The 19,121-nt window shown below is 62.7% G+C and carries 18 protein-coding genes; 12 read left to right on the top strand and 6 right to left on the bottom strand.

Annotated elements, in window-relative coordinates; genetic code table 11:
- Positions 1 to 44: 44 nt before the first annotated feature.
- The 4 genes from MESCI_RS22910 to MESCI_RS22895 all read left to right on the top strand — a co-directional run bounded on the left by MESCI_RS22910 (position 45) and on the right by MESCI_RS22895 (position 2,544).
- The gene (locus MESCI_RS22910) at positions 45 to 938 is read left to right on the top strand and encodes a DMT family transporter (RefSeq protein ID WP_013532338.1); all 894 of its coding nucleotides are present in this window, start codon (positions 45 to 47) and stop codon (positions 936 to 938) included.
- Between the two features lie 84 nt (positions 939 to 1,022).
- Positions 1,023 to 1,898, top strand: a complete 876-nt coding sequence (locus tag MESCI_RS22905) for an alpha/beta fold hydrolase (protein ID WP_013532337.1) — start codon at positions 1,023 to 1,025, stop codon at positions 1,896 to 1,898.
- 57 nt (positions 1,899 to 1,955) lie between these two features.
- Entirely contained in the window at positions 1,956 to 2,282 is a 327-nt protein-coding gene (locus MESCI_RS22900) for an antibiotic biosynthesis monooxygenase family protein (protein WP_013532336.1), read from the top strand.
- Complete coding sequence (locus MESCI_RS22895; RefSeq protein WP_164919825.1) at positions 2,257 to 2,544, top strand: hypothetical protein; 288 nt, start codon at positions 2,257 to 2,259, stop codon at positions 2,542 to 2,544. Before MESCI_RS22900 ends, MESCI_RS22895 begins: the two co-directional genes overlap by 26 nt.
- A gap of 72 nt (positions 2,545 to 2,616) precedes the next feature.
- Here MESCI_RS22895 and mutL read toward each other — a convergent pair whose 3' ends face one another.
- Entirely contained in the window at positions 2,617 to 4,491 is a 1,875-nt protein-coding gene (gene mutL, locus MESCI_RS22890) for a DNA mismatch repair endonuclease MutL (RefSeq protein WP_013532334.1), read from the bottom strand.
- 74 nt (positions 4,492 to 4,565) lie between these two features.
- Entirely contained in the window at positions 4,566 to 5,468 is a 903-nt protein-coding gene (locus tag MESCI_RS22885; protein WP_013532333.1) for a LysR substrate-binding domain-containing protein, read from the bottom strand.
- Positions 5,469 to 5,558: 90 nt separating this feature from the next.
- On the opposite strand from MESCI_RS22885, the gene MESCI_RS22880 reads away from it, so the two are divergent.
- The 4 genes from MESCI_RS22880 to MESCI_RS22865 all read left to right on the top strand — a co-directional run bounded on the left by MESCI_RS22880 (position 5,559) and on the right by MESCI_RS22865 (position 9,993).
- Complete coding sequence (locus MESCI_RS22880) at positions 5,559 to 7,109, top strand: trimethylamine methyltransferase family protein (protein ID WP_013532332.1); 1,551 nt, start codon at positions 5,559 to 5,561, stop codon at positions 7,107 to 7,109.
- A 42-nt stretch (positions 7,110 to 7,151) separates the two neighbouring features.
- Positions 7,152 to 8,801: an ABC transporter substrate-binding protein gene (locus MESCI_RS22875; protein WP_013532331.1), complete on the top strand. Its 1,650-nt coding sequence runs from the start codon at positions 7,152 to 7,154 to the stop codon at positions 8,799 to 8,801.
- Positions 8,802 to 8,897: 96 nt separating this feature from the next.
- Complete coding sequence (locus tag MESCI_RS22870) at positions 8,898 to 9,377, top strand: DUF3828 domain-containing protein (RefSeq protein WP_013532330.1); 480 nt, start codon at positions 8,898 to 8,900, stop codon at positions 9,375 to 9,377.
- 4 nt (positions 9,378 to 9,381) lie between these two features.
- Positions 9,382 to 9,993, top strand: a complete 612-nt coding sequence (locus MESCI_RS22865; RefSeq protein WP_013532329.1) for a YqhG/Tai3 family protein — start codon at positions 9,382 to 9,384, stop codon at positions 9,991 to 9,993.
- A 9-nt stretch (positions 9,994 to 10,002) separates the two neighbouring features.
- Here MESCI_RS22865 and queF read toward each other — a convergent pair whose 3' ends face one another.
- Complete coding sequence (queF, locus tag MESCI_RS22860) at positions 10,003 to 10,464, bottom strand: preQ(1) synthase (protein WP_010915503.1); 462 nt, start codon at positions 10,462 to 10,464, stop codon at positions 10,003 to 10,005.
- A gap of 101 nt (positions 10,465 to 10,565) precedes the next feature.
- Here queF and MESCI_RS22855 point away from each other — a divergent pair, with 101 nt between their 5' ends.
- A complete protein-coding gene (locus MESCI_RS22855) occupies positions 10,566 to 12,611 on the top strand; it encodes an NADH:flavin oxidoreductase (protein ID WP_013532328.1) in 2,046 nt (681 codons plus the stop codon).
- Between the two features lie 143 nt (positions 12,612 to 12,754).
- Here MESCI_RS22855 and MESCI_RS22850 read toward each other — a convergent pair whose 3' ends face one another.
- Complete coding sequence (locus MESCI_RS22850; protein WP_013532327.1) at positions 12,755 to 13,162, bottom strand: hypothetical protein; 408 nt, start codon at positions 13,160 to 13,162, stop codon at positions 12,755 to 12,757.
- A gap of 115 nt (positions 13,163 to 13,277) precedes the next feature.
- Here MESCI_RS22850 and MESCI_RS22845 point away from each other — a divergent pair, with 115 nt between their 5' ends.
- Both MESCI_RS22845 and MESCI_RS22840 read left to right on the top strand, forming a co-directional pair.
- Positions 13,278 to 13,706, top strand: coding sequence for a MarR family winged helix-turn-helix transcriptional regulator (locus MESCI_RS22845; protein WP_013532326.1), 429 nt, complete (start codon positions 13,278 to 13,280; stop codon positions 13,704 to 13,706).
- 190 nt (positions 13,707 to 13,896) lie between these two features.
- Positions 13,897 to 14,634, top strand: coding sequence for a hypothetical protein (locus MESCI_RS22840; RefSeq protein ID WP_013532325.1), 738 nt, complete (start codon positions 13,897 to 13,899; stop codon positions 14,632 to 14,634).
- Between the two features lie 71 nt (positions 14,635 to 14,705).
- On the opposite strand, the gene MESCI_RS22835 is transcribed toward MESCI_RS22840, so the two are convergent.
- Together MESCI_RS22835 and MESCI_RS22830 are read right to left on the bottom strand one after the other, a co-directional pair.
- A complete protein-coding gene (locus MESCI_RS22835; protein WP_013532324.1) occupies positions 14,706 to 15,446 on the bottom strand; it encodes a polysaccharide deacetylase family protein in 741 nt (246 codons plus the stop codon).
- A gap of 76 nt (positions 15,447 to 15,522) precedes the next feature.
- Entirely contained in the window at positions 15,523 to 17,589 is a 2,067-nt protein-coding gene (locus tag MESCI_RS22830) for a putative bifunctional diguanylate cyclase/phosphodiesterase (RefSeq protein WP_013532323.1), read from the bottom strand.
- Between the two features lie 331 nt (positions 17,590 to 17,920).
- Between MESCI_RS22830 and MESCI_RS22825 the strand changes: the two genes are divergently transcribed.
- Positions 17,921 to 19,108 carry a glycine C-acetyltransferase gene (locus MESCI_RS22825; protein ID WP_013532322.1) on the top strand — a complete coding sequence of 396 codons (1,188 nt, stop codon included), beginning with the start codon at positions 17,921 to 17,923 and terminating at the stop codon, positions 19,106 to 19,108.
- The last annotated feature ends 13 nt before the right edge of the window (positions 19,109 to 19,121 follow it).

The raw sequence follows: 19,121 nt of genomic DNA, 5'->3' as shown, positions 1-19,121 counted from the left end.
GCGTTTTCTGCCTTTCAGGACCGAAGAAATACGAGGGCGGTGAGATGAGCGAGATAACGGGCACGTTGAATTCGACACAGCGAATGGACACCACGGCAGCCATCGCTGTGGCGCTGACGGTGGTCGGTTGGGCCTCCGCCTTTCCCGCTATCCGAGCCGGTCTCGCCGCCTTCGGCCCACTGGAACTGGGTGCGTTGCGCTTTGCCATCGCCGCTGTGCCGGCGGCGATCTTCCTGGCCGTCAAGCGCCCCGCGCTGCCAAGGCTCGACGAAGCGTGGCGCCTGGTCTTTGGCGGCGCCATCTTCGTCGCGCTCTACACCGTCATGCTCAATTTCGGCGAACTGACCGTCTCGGCCGGTGCCGCCGGCTTCATCATCAATGTCAGCCCGATCTTCACCGCCATCATGGCGATGGCATTGCTGGGCGAGCGCTTTTCAGGCGTGGCCTGGATCGGTACGGTGATTTCCTTCGCCGGCATAGGCATCATCGCCATGGCCGACGGGCATGGCCTGTCGTTCAACACCGGTGCTCTGTTGGTGCTTGGTTCGGCCTTGTGCTCGGCCGTCAACACCATCGTCCAGAAGCCGCTGTTTGCCCGCCATCATCCATTGACCATTTCGGCTTCGAACATGGTGCTCGGCGCACTATGCCTGGCGCCCTTCCTGCCGTCGGCCTTTTCGCAGGCGGCGGTCGCCGACACAGCAGGCCTCGGCGCCGTCATCTTTCTCGGCATCGTGCCCAGCCTCATCGCCTATGCCGCCTGGGCGACCGCGCTGTCGCGTCTGCCGGCGGCACGTGCCTCCAACTTCCTCTATCTGGTCTCGCCGATGTCCGCGCTGATCGGCTTCTTCTGGCTGGGCGAAGTTCCCACTCTGCTCGGCATAATCGGCGGCGCGCTGGCGCTGGGCGGTGTCATCGTGGTGAATTTGAAGAGATGAATATTGCCGACCGCCCGCTTCCCCCATTCGGAACGATCCCTCGATCAAACGCGTTTAGCCGAGGTTTGTTCAACGGAGGTCCGAATGCCGGGTGCAACGACGCACCGACGCATGCAACTGGATGATCTATCCATTTTTTATCGCGAGGCAGGGCCGTTAGAAGCACCTGTCTTGCTCTTGCCGCACGGCTATCCCTGCTCTTCATTCCAATTCCGCCGACTGATGCCGGCGCTCGCCGACCGCTGGCGGACGATTGCATTCGACCGGCCTGGCTTCGGATACAGCGGCACACCCGATCCGGCCACCTTCGGCTATGATTTCGACGCCTATTGCGACGTGCTTTCCAAGCTTGCCGATAAATTCGGTCTCCAACGCTACGCCTTGTGGCTGCACGATTATGGCTCGCAGATAGGACTCCGGCATGCGATCTCACACCCGGAGCGGATCAGCGCCCTCATCATCCAGAACGGCGACATCTACGAGGACGTGCTTGGACCCAAATACGCCACGATCAAGGCCTGGTGGACCGACAAGACGCCCGGCAAGCACCGTCCGCTCGAGGCCGCGGTAAGTGAGGACGGGTTCCGGGCCGAGTTCATCGGGGAAGTGGCTGACGACGTCGCCATGCGCGTGCCGCCCGATCTCTGGAATCTTCACTGGCCACTGATGAACACGCCGGTTCGTCGGCAGATCGCCGTCGGTCTGATGGAGAAGCTGGAAGCCAATCTCACCTGGTTTCCGCGCTACCAGGCTTATTTGCGTGAACACCATCCGCCCACGTTGATCGTTTGGGGGCCAGAGGATGGCTATATGCCCGCGGCGTCGGCAAGGGCCTATCATCGCGATCTGCCCGATGCGGAACTGCATCTGATCGAAGGGGCGGGTCATTGGCTGCTCGAGACACATTTCGACGACGCGCTGCCGCTGGTCCGCGATTTCCTGGCTCGTGTTCACGGCTGATCACAGCCGGCGTCCGCTATGCCCAGTTTGCTGTCCGCCTGACTGAAGGAGAACCTCATGCCGACCACACCGACCATCGCGCGCATCTGGCGCGGTCGCACCCGCCGCGACATCGCCGACGCCTATGAGCCATACCTGCGTGCCGAGGGTATTCCGCCCCTCGAGAAGACGGCGCTTGGCGTCCAATTGCTGCGCGAGGACCGTGATACCGAGACGTGGTTCACAACCATCTCCTATTGGGCCGACATGCAAGCGATGACCGCCTTTACCAAAGGCGAACCGACCAAAGTCCATCATCTGGACCGCGATGCCGAGTTCCTGATCGAGCTGCCGGAGCGGATCGAAATCCATCGGATACTTGTCGATCGTCGGGGACTGCGCTGAGCGCCGATCGGTGGTTCGCAACCTCTTCTTCTTCGCGGTGATGTCGCTGATCTGGGGGCTGACCTGGGCCGCGATCAAGCTCGGTCTCAATGACGTGCCTCCGCTCCTGCTGGCGGCTGCACGCTATTTGCTGACCGCTTTGGCGGCAGGAGCCTGGCTCTTCGGCGAGGCGGTCGGCTGGGCTGAAATCACCGGTGCGATCCTCCTGCTGGCGGCGGCTGCGATCGCGCTACTCAGGTCGCTGGGCGAAAATCGCGGGTGACCACATTGTCGGCCGGCCTCCTGACCTGCCGACCTCGAGCGGCGAAGCGATAGGCCCGCAATCCGTCCCCAGCTATCGCCGTCCGAAAAGCCGTTCGATATCCGCCAGCTTGAGTTCGATATAAGTGGGGCGGCCGTGGTTGCAGGTGCCGGAGCCGGGCGTCGCCTCCATCTGCCGCAGCAGCGCGTTCATCTCCTCGGCCTTGAGCAGGCGGCCGGAGCGCACAGAGCCGTGGCACGCCATGGTCGCGGCTATCTTGTCCAGCCGCTCCTTCAGCGTGTCGACCGTGTCGTTGTCGGCGATCTCGTCGGCGAGGTCGCGCACCAATTGCTGGACATTGGCCTCGCCCAGCATCGACGGTGTCTCGCGCACCGCGACAGCGCCGGGGCCAAAGCGCTCGATGCCGAGACCGAAGCGGGCCAGCGTTTCCGAATGCAGCGCAAGCCGCTCGGCATCCTCTTCCGGCAGGTCGATGATTTCGGGCAGAAGTAGCATCTGCGAGGGCACCGGGCGCGAATGCAGCGCATTCTTCAGCGCCTCGTAGACCAGCCGTTCATGCGCCGCATGCTGGTCGACGATGATGAGCGAATCCCTGGTCTGGGCGACGATGTAATTCTCATGCACCTGGGCGCGCGCCGCGCCCAGCACCGCGCCGAGCAACGTCTCGGCCGCTTCATCCTGCCCTGCGCGTGCATCGGCGCTGGCAAGCGGACCGGCATCGAAAGCCGCTTGCTCGCTTTCTCGCAAGCCGCGCTGCTCGAAGCCCGCACCATCGAAACCCATATCGAGCGGCCGCTGCGGCGATCGGGCAGGATCGAAGCCGGACGGACCCGACGCGCGGTAGGCCGCGTCGTAGCTGCGGTGGCCGTTTGCCGGTCCGCCGTGGCCGTAGGATGCGGCCCCTGGCCGGAACGCCGCCATCATGCCGGCGGCACCCGTGGTGGCGGCGCGGACGCCGGCATCGGCCAGTGCCTGTCGGATGGCCCCGACGATCAATCCGCGCACAAGGCCGGGATCGCGGAAGCGCACATCGGCCTTGGCTGGATGGACGTTGACGTCGACGATGGCCGGATCGAGCGTCAGGAACAGCACCGTCACCGCATGGCGGTCGCGCGGCAGGACGTCGGCATAGGCGCCGCGTATGGCGCCGGCGATCAGCTTGTCGCGCACCGGGCGGCCGTTCACGTAGGCATATTGCTGCAGCGCGTTGGCGCGGGTGAAGGACGGGATCGACGCGTGGCCGGTCAGATGCACGCCATCGCGCATCGCGTCGAGGGCAATCGAATTGTCGGGAAAATCGGTGCCCATCACCTGGGCGACACGACGCAGGCTGCCTTCCGCGCTGTCGTCCGCCGCCGGCAATTCCAGTGTCGAGCGGTCCGAGCCGGCCAGCGTGAAGCGCACGGCGGGGAAGGCGATGGCGATGCGCTTGACCACATCGCTGGTGGCCGAGCTTTCGGCGCGTTCGCCCTTCATGAACTTCAATCGGGCCGGCGTTGCGAAGAACAGGTCGCGCACCTCGACCGTGGTGCCGCGATTGGCCGCCGCCGGCCTGACAGGCAGGACGCGGCCACCCTCGATGCCGATCTCGGCGGCGCTGTCGCTTGCTGCCGTGCGCGAGCGGATCGAAAGTCGCGACACCGAGCCGATCGACGGCAGCGCTTCGCCGCGGAAGCCCAGCGAGCGAATGTCGTTGATATCCTCGGTGAGCTTGGAGGTGCAGTGACGTGCGATCGCCAGCGCCAGCTCCCGTTCGGGAATGCCGGAGCCGTCATCGGTGACGCGGATCAGGTTCAGCCCGCCGCCCGATGTGACGATCTCGACGCGCGAAGCACCGGCATCGAGCGCATTCTCGACCAGTTCCTTGACCACGCTCGCCGGACGCTCGATGACTTCGCCGGCGGCGATCTGGTTGATCATCGTTTCGGAAAGCTGGCGGATGGGCATGGCGGCACTATAGGCGGATTCGCGTCGCGCGGGAGGGGCAGAATTGCGCCAGCGGTGGATCAGTGGAAAACGACTTATGCCTGCGCCGCCAGCCAGTCGCGCACCTTGCGGGCGTTGTCGCTGAGCTCCCGGTTCTTCGGCCAGACGACATAGAAGGCCTTGCCGGTCTTCAGCACATGATCCGTCACCGGCACCAGCAGGCCCGACGCCAGCAGCCGCTCGGCGAGGTGCCGCCAGCCGAGCGCGATGCCTTGGCCTTCCATGACACCCTGGATCACCAGGCCGTAGTCGTTGATGCGCAGGCCGCGCGCGGTATCGCTGAGATTGGCGCCCGCCGACTGGAACCATTCGTCCCAACTGGCCGCCTCGCGATACGGCTCCTCCAGATGGATGAGGCGGTGCGTGGCCAGTTCGGCAGCGGATCTGGGCAGGCCGAACTTTGCCGCATAGCTGGTGCCGGCGACGGGAAATATCTCCTCGTCAGCCAGCGGCAACGAATGATAGTCCGGCCAGTCCCGCGGCGCGCCGCCGCGCACGCCGAGGGGAATGCCTTCCGCGATGATGTCGAGGTCGCGGTCGGCGGTCTGGATACGCAGGTCGATGCCCGGCAGCTCGTCACGGAACTGCTGCAGGCGCGGCATCATCCAGAACGAGCCGAACGCGGTCGAGGCGGCCAGCGTGACATGACCGCCGGTCGCCTGCAGGCGCAGATCCTCCGCCGATTTGCGGATGTGCGAAAGGCCGAGCGAGACGTCGGCATGGAAGCGCTCGCCGGCCTCGGTCAGGAGCACCTGGCGGTGGCGGCGCTGGAACAGCTTGGCGCCGAGCTGTTCTTCCAGTCCGCGCACGGCATAGGAGACGGCGGCCTGCGTCATGCCCAGCTCGCGCCCGGCGGCGGTGAAGCTCGACAGCCGCCCGGCCGCCTCGAAGACGATCAGGCTGCCGGCCGAAGGCAGAAGGTGGCGCAAGCTTCGCATAAGCTGAGCTTATACAAGAGATCAGGATTTTCCAGCGTCACATCACCATTTTGTCGCGCTAGGCTCCTTCATGAGTGGAATGGAGTTGCCATGAACGCACCGGCCCCCGAAGTGACCGAACATGCCAACCGCCGCAGTGGCGGCCGCCTGGGGCGCAAGGCCCTGCGCGGAGCTCCCGTAACGTCGTTCCCGACGCTGGTCCGCCAGATCCCCGTCTACCAGATGGTCCCGGATGAGGCGGTCGAACTGATCCACGAGGAGTCGCTCTTGATCCTCGAAGAGGTGGGATGCGAGTTCCGCGACGACGAGGCGATCGCACTGTGGAAGGCGGCGGGCGCGGATGTCTCGGAAACCCGTGTGCGGATCGACCGGGCCCTGCTGATGGAACTGGTGTCGAAGGTCCCGTCGGAGTTCACGCTCAATGCGAGGAATCCGCAGCGCACGGTGCGGGTGGGCGGCAACAACACCATCTTCGTGCCGATGTATGGCGCGCCCTATGTTCGCGATCTCGATAACAACAGGCGTTACGGCACGCTCGCCGACCTCAACAATTTCCACAAACTCGCCTACATGGCGCCGGCGCTGCATTCATCGAGTTCGGTCATTTGCGAGCCGATGGAAATCGCGGTACCGAAGCGTCACCTCCACATCATCCATTCCGCGCTTAAGCATTCCGACAAGCCGTTCATGGGCATCGTCACGTCCAAGGAGCGGGCGGAAGACACGATGGCGATGGCAGGCATCGTGTTCGGAGAGGATTACGTCCGCGACAATCCGGTCCTGGTGTCGATCACCAACTGCAATTCGCCGCTGGTGTGGGACGCCACCATGCTGGACGCGATGAAGGTCTATGCGCGAAGCAACCAGCCGCTGATCCTCGCACCCTTTGCACTGTGCGGCGCCTCGACTTCGGCGTCCGCCGTGGGCGCTGTGGCACAGGTCAATGCGGAAGCGCTGGCGGGCGTCGCCTTCACGCAACTGCTGCGCCCAGGCTCGCCGCAGATCTACGGACAGTTCATGGTCACGGTGGACATGAAGACCGGTGCTCCGATGGGCGGCACGCCCGAGGCGGCGCAGATGATGTATCTGATGGGAGCGCTGGCACGGAAATACCGGCTGCCGTGGCGCACCTCCGGCTTCCATGTCGGGTCGAAGCTCAACGACGCCCAGGCTGGTTACGAGGCGAACATGCTGATGCATGCCGCCATCCTCGCCGGCGCCAACTACATCTGGCACTCCGCCGGATGGCTCGAGGCCGGCCTGACCTGCGGCTATTCGAAATTCGCCACCGACTGCGAACAGCTCATCGGCTGGTACAAATATGCCGGCGGCCTGCCGTTCGACGATTTCAAGGAAGCCATGGCGGCAATCCGCGAGGTGGGACCGCAGGGCCATTTCCTCGGTACCCAGCACACGCTGGAACATTTCGAATCCGCCTTCTTCATGCCCTCGATCATGGACTTCAATTCGTTCGAACAGTGGAAGGCAGAAGGGGCGAAGGACCACGACACGCGCGGCCGCGAGAAGGCGCGCAACATGCTGGCGGATTACGAGGAGCCGAAGCTCGACGAAGGCATCGCCGATGGCCTGATGGATTTCATCGCGCGGCGCGAGGAGAGGCTGCCGGACAGCGTCAGTTGAGGCGAAGAACCAAGATCAAAGGGAACCAGACGGGAGGAAAAAATGGCATTCTTCAGAAGCAGTGGCGATCGCGTGCCGAGCGCTATCGAGGCAATGGCGGTCGAAGCACGCGCGGGTCGTGTCGACCGGCGCGAGTTCCTGGCGCTGGCAAGCGCCTTCGGCGCATCGACGGCTCTTGCCTATGGCATGATCGGCCTTGCCGTGCCGGATCGGGCCTTGGCCGAAGAGCCGAAGAAAGGCGGAACGCTGCGCGTCTCGATGTCGGTGAAGGGACAGAAGGATCCGCGCACTTACGACTGGGTGGAACTGGCGAACATTTCGCGCTGCTGGCTGGAGCCGCTTGTCCGCTATACCAGGCAATTCACCTTCGAGCCGGTCCTGCTCGAAAGCTGGGATATCAACGACGACGCCACCGAATACGTGCTGCATGTGCGCAAGGGCATCACGTGGAACAATGGCGATGCCTTCAACGCCGATGACGTCGCTCACAATCTGACCCGCTGGTGCGAGAAGAATGTCGCCGGCAATTCCATGGCCGCCCGGGTCGGCGCGCTGATCGACGCAAAGACCGGCAAGGCCAGGGATGGCGCGATCACCAAGGTCGACGACAATACGGTCAAGCTGAAGCTAAGCGAACCAGACATTTCGCTGATCCCGAATTTCACCGACTATCCGGCGCTCGTCGTCCATCGCAGCTTCGATGCCGACGGTGCCGATCCGATCAAGAAGCCGATCGGCACGGGACCGTTCGAACTGGTCTCCTACGATGTCGGCCAGAAGGCGGTCGTCAAGCGTCGTGAGAATGGCAAATGGTGGGGTGGTGAGGCGCCGCTCGACAGCGTCGAGTTCGTCGACTACGGCACCGATTTCAACGCCACCGTGAACGCGTTCGAATCCGGTGAGATCGACCTCAATTTCGAGTCGCCCGCCGACTTCATCGACATTCTCGACAAGATGGATCTGGTGAAATCGGAGGTGGCGACGGCGACGACGCTGGTTGCCCGCACCAACATCACCCACAAGCCCTATGACGACAAGCGGGTGCGCAACGCCCTGCAAATGGCCGTCGACAACAATGCGGTCCTCGAACTCGGTTATGCCGGGCGAGGCACCCCTGGTGAAAACCACCACGTCGCCCCGATCCATCCGGAATACTATGCGCTGCCCAAGAAGACACGCGACGCCGCCGGCGCCAAGAAGCTGATGGCGGAAGCCGGACAGGCCGACTTCGAGCATGAGCTGATCACCATCGAGGACGATTGGCAGAAGAATACCGGCGACGCCATTGCCGGCCAGTTGCGCGATGCCGGGATCAAGGTGAAGCGCACGGTGCTGCCGGGTTCGACCTTCTGGAACGACTGGACGAAATATCCCTATTCGATGACGATCTGGTACATGCGCCCGCTTGGCGTGCAGGTGCTGGCGCTCGGCTATCGCACCGGCGAGGCCTGGAATGAATCGGCATATTCCAACCCCGATTTCGATGCCAAGCTCAAGCAGGCGCTTTCGCTCATCGACGTGGAGAAACGACGCGAGGTCATGAAGGATGTCGAGCAGATCCTGCAGGATTCGGGCGTCATTATTCAGCCCTTCTGGCAGAAGCTCTACAGCCACATAAACAAGAAGGTGAAGAACTATGGTGTCCACCAGACATTCGAGATGGACCTTCAGAACGTCTGGCTGGACGGCTGAAACAAGGTGCTGCAGGACTTCATGAGCCGCAAAAAAGCCGATATGCAGGATGCGTGGTGTTGATAGGCTCAAGCCATCAAAAGCCGGAGATTCTGCATGCGACTGACAGTGCTCGTTGCCGCCCTTTCGATAGCCCTGCCGGCCGGAGCCGTCGCCGGACCGGCGTCCGACGCGGTGAAGTTCTTCTATGCCCCGGCGGTCAAGTTCGAGGCCGACGAACAATATCGGGACCGGTTCACCGAACCGGTGACGAAACTGTTCGACCTGAACGACCAGGCAACGAAAAAGAACCCGGACCAGGTCGCCTGCATCGATTTCGATCCTGGTCTCGACGCTCAGGATTTCGATCAGAAAACCGTCTCGAAAACGCTGAAACTGTCTGAGAAGCAGGATGGCGACAACGCACAGGTCACGGCATCCTTCAGCCTGTTTCCGGAAGGCGACGATTCCAAACGTGAAATGCTCTGGTCGCTCAAGAAGATCGACGGCAAGTGGAAGATATCGGACATTGCTTCCAAAACCAGCGACTGGACGCTCAGCGCGCTGGAATGCATGGCCGGCCAGACGCCGGAGTGAAGCGATGGCCCACCGCCGGTTCGTGGCACTGTCGGGTGTGTGCCTGCTGGCGGCTCTGAGCGGCGCCGCCGCGCAAGGCTTGTTGGGTGCGCCGCCGGCAAACGCCCCGGCCGACACCCAGCCGAGCGACAGCGCTGCACCGCCCGCAAATGCGCCGGGCGGAGCGGCAGAACCGGCCACGCCGCCGGTTGGATGGTCGCCGGCCGAAGCCGCGCCCGCCGCACCGATCCAGCCGGGCTCGCCGACCGCCGTTGTGCGGCCGTTTTACGATCAGGTCGGGCTGGAGATCGATCCGGCCGAGCGAAGCCATTTCATCGATCCAGCCAAAACCGTGCTCGACAAGAGCGACGCCTTGCGCAAATCCGGGCAGGGCGAGTGCCTCGACCCCAACATGGCGCTCGACAATGCCGATTACGACAAGGCCGAGATCGACAAGAGCCTGAAGACGCTCGAGGCGATCAACGGTGACCAGGCCAAGGTCATCGTCGCCTTCGTCATATCGGGCAACCCGCACCGGCTGGAATGGAAATTCAAGAAGGTCGATGGCGACTGGAAGATCACGGACCTGTTGTCGGTGACCGGCGAATGGGCACTCAGCCAATATCAGTGCGAATGATGGGCGAGCTCAACCCCGCCCGCGATAGGGCGCCACCCCGGTGTCGGGGAGCCAGGCGCCTTCCGGCGGAGCGCCGGTTTGCCAGAACACATCGATCGGAATGCCGCCGCGTGGATACCAATAGCCGCCTATGCGCAACCACAGCGGCTTGGTTGCCGCCACGATGCGGCGGCCGATCATGACGGTGCAGTCTTCATGGAAGGCGCCATGGTTGCGAAACGAGGTCATGAACAGCTTGAGCGACTTCGATTCCACCAGAGCCGCATCGGGTGCGTAGTCGATGACGATATGGGCGAAGTCCGGTTGGCCGGTGACCGGGCACAGCGAGGTGAATTCCGGGCAGGTGAAGCGCACGATCGCCGGCGGCCCGTCGCCGCGCGAAAACGGTACGGTCTCCAGGACCGCTGCTTCGGGGCTTTGTGGCGTCTCGACGTGCGCACCGAGCTGGGTGAGAGTTTTGGTGTCGATCATGGGCCCAATCCTTGTCGCATGCGCCCGGAGTGCGTGCGGGACGACATGCTTGAAAACGAATTTTGCCGCTCATTAGCACAATTTGAAACCGCAGGAAGACGATGACCTCCAACGATCCGCTTCTCCAGCCCTACCAGCTCAAACATCTGACGCTGAAGAACCGGGTCATGTCGACCAGCCATGAGCCGGCCTATTCCGAGGACGGCATGCCGAAACAGCGATACCGGCTCTACCATGCCGAGAAGGCCAAGGGCGGTATGGCGCTGACCATGACCGCCGGCTCGGCGATCGTCTCGCGCGACAGCCCGGCCGCTTTCGGCAATCTGCATGTCTATGACGACAGGATCGTGCCGTGGCTGGCCGAGCTCGCCGATGCCTGCCACGAGCACGACTGCAAGGTGATGATCCAGATCACCCATCTCGGCCGCCGTACCGGCTGGAACAAGGCCGACTGGCTGCCGGTGCTCTCGGCCTCGCCGGTGCGTGAGCCGGCGCATCGCGCATTCCCGAAAACCATCGAGGACTGGGACATCGAGCGCATCGTCGCCGACTATGCTTCGGCCGCCCAGCGCTGTCAGGCCGCCGGCCTGGACGGCATCGAGTTCGAATCCTACGGCCATCTGATGGACGGCTTCTGGTCGCCGGCCACCAACCATCGCGACGACGAATTCGGCGGCTCGCTCGACAACCGCCTGCGCTTCACCAACATGGTGCTTGATGCCGTGCGTGCGTCGGTCGGCGAGAAATTCGTCGTCGGCATCCGCATGGTCGCTGACGAAGATTTCGAAAAAGGCCTGTCCAAACAGGAAGGCATCGAGATCGCCGGGCGGCTGGCCAATTCCGGCAAGGTCGATTTCCTCAACATCATCCGCGGCTCGATCGAAAGCGACGCGGCGCTGACCAAGGTCATACCGGTGGCCGGCATGCGCTCGTCGCCGCATCTCGATTTCGCCGGAGAGGTGAGGGCGGCGACGAAATTCCCGACCTTCCACGCGGCGCGCATATCCGACGTGGCCACCGCACGCCACGCCATTGCCACCGGCAAGCTCGACATGGTCGGCATGACCCGCGCCCATATCGCCGATCCGCACATCATCAAAAAGGTGATAGAGGGCCGCGAGCATGAGATCCGCCCGTGCGTGGGCGCCACCTATTGTCTCGACCGCATTTATGAGGGCGGCGAAGCGCTTTGCGTCCACAATGCCGCGACTGGCCGCGAGGCCGAAATCCCGCATATCATCGTCAAGACCGAAGGACCGAAGCAGAAAATCGTGGTCATCGGAGCCGGCGCCGGCGGGCTGGAGGTTGCGCGGGTCGCAGCCGAGCGCGGCCATAAGGTGACGGTGCTTGAAGCATCGAGCCAGGCCGGCGGCCAAATTCGACTGGCGACGCAGAATCCGCGCCGCAAGGAGCTGATCGGTATCATCGACTGGCGGCTGGCTGAACTCGCCCGGCTCGGCGTCGAGATCCGCTACGACACCTGGGCGGAGAAGGACGATGTTCTGGCGCTGTCACCCGACGTGGTGGTGGTCGCCACCGGCGGCCTGCCGCAGAACCCGCCGCTGACGGCGGGCGACAATCTTGTCACCTCAAGCTGGGACATCATGGCCGGCAGCGTCAAGCCGGCCGAAAATGTACTGCTCTATGACGACAATGGCGGCCATCAGGGCATGGGCGCCGCCGAACTGATCGCCAATGCCGGCTCGAAACTCGAACTTGTCTCGCCCGAACGTTTCTTTGCCCCGGAAATGGGCGGCATGAACCATGTGCCGTACATGCGCGCCTTTCAGGAAAAGGGCGTCATCATCACCATCAACACGCGGCTGCGTTCGGTGCGCCGCGAGGGCAACCAACTGGTCGCCGAACTGGCATCGGATTTCGCCGCTGGCTGGCGCGGCGAGCGCAGGGTCGACCAGGTGGTGGTCGAGCACGGTACGTTGCCGCTCGATGATCTCTATCTCTCGCTGAAGCCGCTGTCGAAGAACGGCGGTGCGGTCGACTACGAACGGCTGGTGAGCGGTGGCGACATCTTCCCCAAGCGCAATCCAGAAGGCGGCTTTGTACTGTTCCGCATCGGCGACGCGGTCGCCTCGCGCAACATCCATGCCGCCATCTACGACGGCATCAGGTTCGGCTTGCGGATCTGAAATTGGGCGTTGCGAGGATCGGTGGCGCGCGGCCGGACCTGCGTACGAGAGCCCATGTACTTCGGTCTGGCCGCGCGCTCGCACGTCATTGGCTCGTCGCCAGACAACGTACGATTCTGTGAGGGTGTGCCGCGTGGCGGCGTTCAAAACATTCTGGCGGTGGCCATGCACAGCACTGTCAGCACCAACAGCCCCCCGGCAATGCGCTCGCCTCTTGTCATCTTCGCGCGCAACTGCCTTTCCGTTGCCGCATCAGCACCGGCAAGCTGCCTGCTGGCTGAGCCTACCAGCGCGCCTTGCACGCCGGCGGCGATCAGGGCCGTCACGATGCCCAGCGCCAGCACCTTCTCCATCGAGCCGAAAACACCCTCGTGAAAGAAATACCAGAGCAGTATGCCGGTCAGGAAAACCAGGCCGGCAGCGCCCATTTGCGGCCGGAAGAACCGTTCCGCCCGGATGTCCGGGTCACGGCCGACCGCGATGGTCGTGCCCGCCCAGAATACGCCTGCCATGACATGAAGACCGATAACGACGATGTAGACATATTGCATGACCGGATTTCCTCTTTAGCCCGCCATCTCTAGATAATTAGATATCGAATGGTTAGATGTCAATATATAAGTCGTGCCAGTTCCATCCGTGCATGACACCGTCTAGGGTCCTGCAATGACACCCTTTGACCGCCCGCCAGTCGGCATGAATCTCGGACGAACCGCCAAGCTGGTTGCCCAGGCCTTCGATGCTGCCCTGGTCGAGGCTGGAGGTACATTGCCGATCTGGCTCACGCTGCTATCGGTCAAGTCGAGCAACCTTGCCAACCAGCGCGAGCTTGCCGGCATGATCGGTATCCAGGGCGCGACGCTGACCCATCATCTCAACGCCATGGAGGCGCAGGGCCTGCTGATGCGCCGCCGCGACCCCGTCAACCGCCGGGTTCATCTGGTCGAATTGACCGAGGCCGGAGAAGCGATGTTCGAGACACTGCGCAAGGCCGCGCTCGTCTTCGACAAGCGGCTGCGAGTGGGATTGACCGATGAGCGTCTGGCGGAGTTCGCGCAGGTGCTGGCTGTGTTGCGGGGCAATGTCGGGGGATAGAACCCGGCGGACCAAGAATTTCCTTGGAGTGGACTTCCCTCATCACATTTGTAACGTTCCATTGCCCGGCTGATCCTGGTGGGAAGAGGTCAGGCTCAACTCTTCCGCAAAATCTGTGCAAGAATACCGAAGCCGCTGGCTTCGGCAGCGAGAAGTCGCCGGAAAACCTAACAACGTTCGAGGGGACAAGTTGACCAAAGAAGATCTGTTCGTTCCGCGCCAGACCAACACGGCGCTTTACATCCAGCTATACGAGGCTGGATATCCGCTTGCCGATATCGCCCGGGTGCAGAAGGCGTATCGTGTGTGTTGCGCGATGTTCAACGGCCGTTATCGCAAGACGGGACGGCCTTTCATCTGCCATGCGGTGGGAGCTGCGTCGTCGGTCGCGCATTTCGACAAAAGCGTCGATCTTGTCCTCGCTGCTATGTTTCACGCCGCCTATGACGGAGGCCAGTATCCGGACGGCAAATCCAGCAGGCGAACCGATGCTCATCGCAAGTGGCTGGAGCAAAAAATTGGTCCTCGCGTCGAGGGTCTTGTCGCTCGCGTGGTCGGACTGAAATTCGACACGGGAGATCCCGAGCGCATTGTGGACAAAGGTGTGCCGACCGGCGACGAGGACATTCTGTTCCTGGCGCTTGCCCATGAGGTCGATGACCTGGCGGACGGCGGACTGGCGTTTGCGCCCAAATACGGCCAGTCGATTCGTTCGAGGGTTGCTGCCTGCGCCACTCTGGCCAGGAATCTGGGCCACGAAAATCTTGCCGCCACCATCGAAGGTTACGGCGCCCGCTACGAGACGATGGCGTGGGCTGCTCCCCTCCAGGAGACGAAGCTGGTGGGCTTTCAGATGACGCCTAATTTGCGCACATACATCAAATTGCGTCGGCACAAGCTGCGCGGGGAGTCGATCGAGGTGCTTTGACGCCTTGCCGGCCATGCGACAGCATCGGGTACCGATGCACATCCGCTGAAGAACTTGCCGTCCTCACCGGTTCAGTCGTCGTAGCCCTGGATTGCCCCAAAGGCGTAACGGCGCAGCTTCAGCGCGGCGATCAAATTGGTCAGCTTCGTCTTGCCGTCGAAGCCGTCCTGAAACATCTCGTCATGCATCAGCAGGATCAGCTTGCCGGGCTTGACGAAGCGGCCATAGCCGAACAGATGATCGATCTCGCTGACCAGATGGTCGACGCTCTGCACCGGCTCGCCGTTGTCCTTGTGCACCCATTCATGGTCCCAGCCGTAGAGATAAAAGCCTGAGGCCGCGACAAATTCGTAGTCGGGCTCTTCATGCCCCTCCTGGGCGAGGCCAAGCGAAATGTCGTTCTTCGACATGGAGGGCAGCCTGAACACGTCGCGCCCCGGCAGCCTTGCATGCACCACGGGCTTCAAGCCGAGCACCGCGTTTGCCCGTACCATGTCGGCGACGACACCCTCGGTGTCGCCGTAGAAATGCCGGTAGTGATTGTAGGCATGGCTGTAGCTGTGGTTGCCGAGCGTCACCAGAGGAAGCTGCTTGGCGCGCTGGACGAGCGCTCTGTTGGCAGCGCTCGCCTGTGCGTGCATGCCGACCATGAATAGGGTTGCAGGAACCTGCTCGGCCTCCAGCACGTCGAGGATGTTGCTTGTGCCGTTCAGCGGCCCATCGTCGAAGGTAAGATAGATGGTGCGATCGGCGCCCTGGGCGGGGGCCGCAAAGATCAGCAGTGCCGCAAGGGCAAACCGAAACGGTGTCATCAGCCCCGATATCCCTGTTGCGATCACGACAAGGCGGCCATCTTCACACGCGGTTGTCAAGGCAGCCCGGCCGTACCTATGCCAGGCTTCCTTGCAGCACCGTCAGCTTCGCCTTCTTCGGCATGCGGGCGGTCAGCCACTCCAGCGCCTTGTCGTGCGGCATCGGGAAGGCGATGGAGTAGCCCTGCACCTGGTCGCAGCCGATCGCCATCAGCGAATCGAGCTCGGCCTCGGTTTCGGCTCCCTCTGCGACGATCGAGATGCCGAGGCCACGCGCCAGCTCGGTGATGGCGCGCACGATCTTCGAGTTGTCGCCATTCTCATGGATGTTCTGAACGAAGCGGCGATCGATCTTCAGCCGGTCGATCTCGTTCGGGTTGACATGGCTGAGCGAAGCATAGCCGGTGCCGAAATCATCGAGTTCGAGATGGACGCCGGCTGCCCTGATGTGGCGCAGCTTGGCGGCGATGCCTGTCTTTTCGTCGTCGAGGATGACGGATTCGACGATTTCCAGCGACAGCTTTTGCGGCGGCAGCCCAGCCTTTTCCAGCGTCTCGAATAAGAACGCATCGAAATCGTGCTCGCGCAGCTCGGTGCCGGAAACATTGACGGCAAGCCGTCCGAAGGCAATGCCGGCGCGATTCCATTCGGCCGCCTCGTTGATCGCCTTGGTGATGACGATGCGGCCGATCTCGGGCATGAAGCCGCATTTCTCGGCGACCGGGATGAATTCGCCGGGCGGGATCATGCCGCGCTCCGCATGGTTCCAGCGCACCAGCGCCTCGATGCCGCTGATCGTGCCGTTGGTCAGCGAGACCTGCGGCTGGAAATAGACCTGGAACGCCCGCTCCGCGATGGCGACCTTGATGTCGTACTCGAGCTGCTTGCGATAATCGAGTTCGCGGCGCAGTTCCTCGGAGAAGAAGGAGAAGTTGCCACCGCCAAGCTTCTTGGCGGAATAAAGCGCCAGGTCGGCATGGACCAGCAAATCCCCAGCATTGTCGGCGTCGATCGGATAGACCGCGATGCCGGCGCTGGCGCCTGGGAGAATGGTCGTGCCCTGGAAGACGATCGGCTCGTTGATGTGCGCCAGGATGCGCCGCGCCAGCATGTTGATGTCTTCGGTGCCGCCGGCGCCGCCGAGGATCATGACGAACTCGTCGCCGCCCAGGCGCACGCACAGATCCGACGCCCGGCAGGAATCGCGCATGCGCTGTGCCGTGACGACCAGCACATAGTCGCCGGCGGCGTGGCCGAGCGTATCGTTGATCTGCTTGAATCGGTCGAGATCGAGCTGGACGACGGCAAGGCGTTCGCGACGCCGGTGCGTGCCCTTGATCAGCGTGTCGAAATGATCGGTCAGGAACGTGCGGTTGTGCAGGCCGGTGAGGCCGTCATGAACCGCGATGAAGGCCATGGAATTGCGCGCGTCGATCAGTTCATGCGTCTTGCGCAGGATGGCGTTCGACATCGGCCTGAAGATGAAGAGCGCCACCAGTATGATGACGCCGATTGTGGCGTAGAACAGCGTGCGATGGAGAGCGAGCAGCTTCTCGGAGCGGTCGTCGGCGTCGGCAGTGATGCGCTGGCCGAGCGCGGCATAACCCGACAAGGTCGCATTGGCGACTGAGGCGTCGAGATTGACGCGTTCGCCGCCGCCCTTGTAACCGCCATTGCCGCTGAATTGCGATTCATAGGCAGAGATCAGGCGGTCGCCATTGGCGATCAGCCCGACCGAGAAATAGTCGAGGTGGAAGGGCTTGGCGAAGAGGACGCTTTCGATCGACTTCGGGTCGAGCTTGGCCGGCGATTGCGGATCGGCTCCTGTCTGATGGAGCAGCAGGTCGTAGTTGGTCTCGAACTCCGCCGTTGCCTGCTTGAGCGCGCTGACCAGTGCCGGTTGCTTGTCGCGTGAACCGGCACCCGTTGCACTGGCAAGGAAGACGATGCGCTGCGACAGCGTCTTTTGTGTGCTGACGATGTCGAGCAAGGTGTGATTGTGCTGTTGGGTGGCCATCATCTGCTGCAGCAGGATGAAGGAGGCGATCACCATGGCCGCAATGATCAGCAGGGCTAGCCAATAGCCAGCCTTGATCAGCAGTATGAGCTTGCCTGAAACGGTTTGCACCGGCTGCTGCGACATTTTCGGGGGCGGCCCTCTCGCCTAAGGATTCTTGCCTAGGGATTCTTGTATGAGCACCATTGAACTGCAAACGTTAACAGGACCGGAAATCGACGGCTGTCCGGCAAGGGGCGGCCGTGGAAAGATCGCGGAATGGTTATCGGCTCGTTTAGCACCGTACCGGCATTTGAGCGGTCATCGGCCAGAACCTTTGTCGTGGCGTCGTTCCTCGGCCGCGTGATGATCGACATCGGGGCCGCATCATGCTGCTTGCCACCGATCCGGTCGTTTTTGCGATGGATTTTTCGCGTGGACGAGACGACAGTCGGCCCACATCAAACGAGGCTAGGTCATGACCGCAGCATTCCTCTCCCACATCGACAGCGAGCTCGCGGGGCTCAAATCGGCAGGCCTCTACAAGTCGGAGCGGGTGATCACTTCGACGCAGTCGGCCGAGATCGAGGTCGGCGGCGACAAGGTGTTGAATTTCTGTGCCAACAACTATCTCGGCCTCGCCGATAGCGCCGATTTGCGCAATGCTGCCAAGCAGGCGCTCGACCGCTATGGCTACGGCATGGCATCGGTGCGCTTCATCTGCGGCACGCAGGAAGAGCACAAGCAGCTCGAATCGACGATTTCCTCCTTCCTCGGCATGGAAGACACCATCCTTTACGGCTCCTGCTTCGATGCCAATGGCGGCCTGTTCGAGACGCTGCTGGGCGAGGAAGACGCCATTATTTCGGATGCCTTGAATCATGCCTCGATCATCGATGGTGTGCGGCTGTCGAAGGCCAAACGTTTCCGCTACGCCAACAACGACATGGCCGATCTCGAGGCGCGCCTGAAGGAAGCCCGGGACTGCCGCTTCCGGTTGATCGCCACCGACGGCGTGTTTTCGATGGATGGCATCATCGCCAATCTCAGGGGTGTCTGCGACCTCGCCGAGAAATATGACGCCATGGTGATGGTCGACGACAGCCATGCCGTCGGCTTCGTCGGCCAGAACGGCCGCGGCTCGGCCGAGCATTGCGGCGTCGAGGGCAGGGTCGACGTCATCACCGGGACGCTCGGCAAGGCACTTGGTGGGGCCTCCGGTGGTTACACCTCGGGAAAAAGCCAGGTGGTCGACTGGTTGCGCCAGCGCTCACGGCCGTATCTCTTTTCCAACACGCTGATGCCGGCGATCGCCGGCGCTTCGATCAAGGTGTTCGAGCTGATCAAGGACGGCGATGGGCTGCGCGACAAACTCTACGACAACGCTGCGCGGTTCCGGTCGCAAATGGGCAAGCTCGGCTTCACGCTGGCCGGAGCGGATCATCCGATCATCCCGGTGATGCTGGGCGATGCCAGCCTGGCGCAGGAGATGGCCGCGCGCATGCTGAAGCGCGGCATCTATGTCATCGGCTTCTCCTTCCCGGTGGTGCCAAAGGGGCAGGCGCGCATCCGCACGCAGATGTCGGCGGCGCATTCCAGCGCCGATATCGACCGCGCGGTGGAAGCGTTCGCCGCCGTCGGGCGCGAACTCGGCGTCATTTCCTGACAAGCCGGAATCG

Source organism: Mesorhizobium ciceri biovar biserrulae WSM1271 (assembly GCF_000185905.1).
GTDB lineage: Bacteria > Pseudomonadota > Alphaproteobacteria > Rhizobiales > Rhizobiaceae > Mesorhizobium > Mesorhizobium ciceri.
This window is presented reverse-complemented; position numbering and strand designations above follow the sequence as displayed.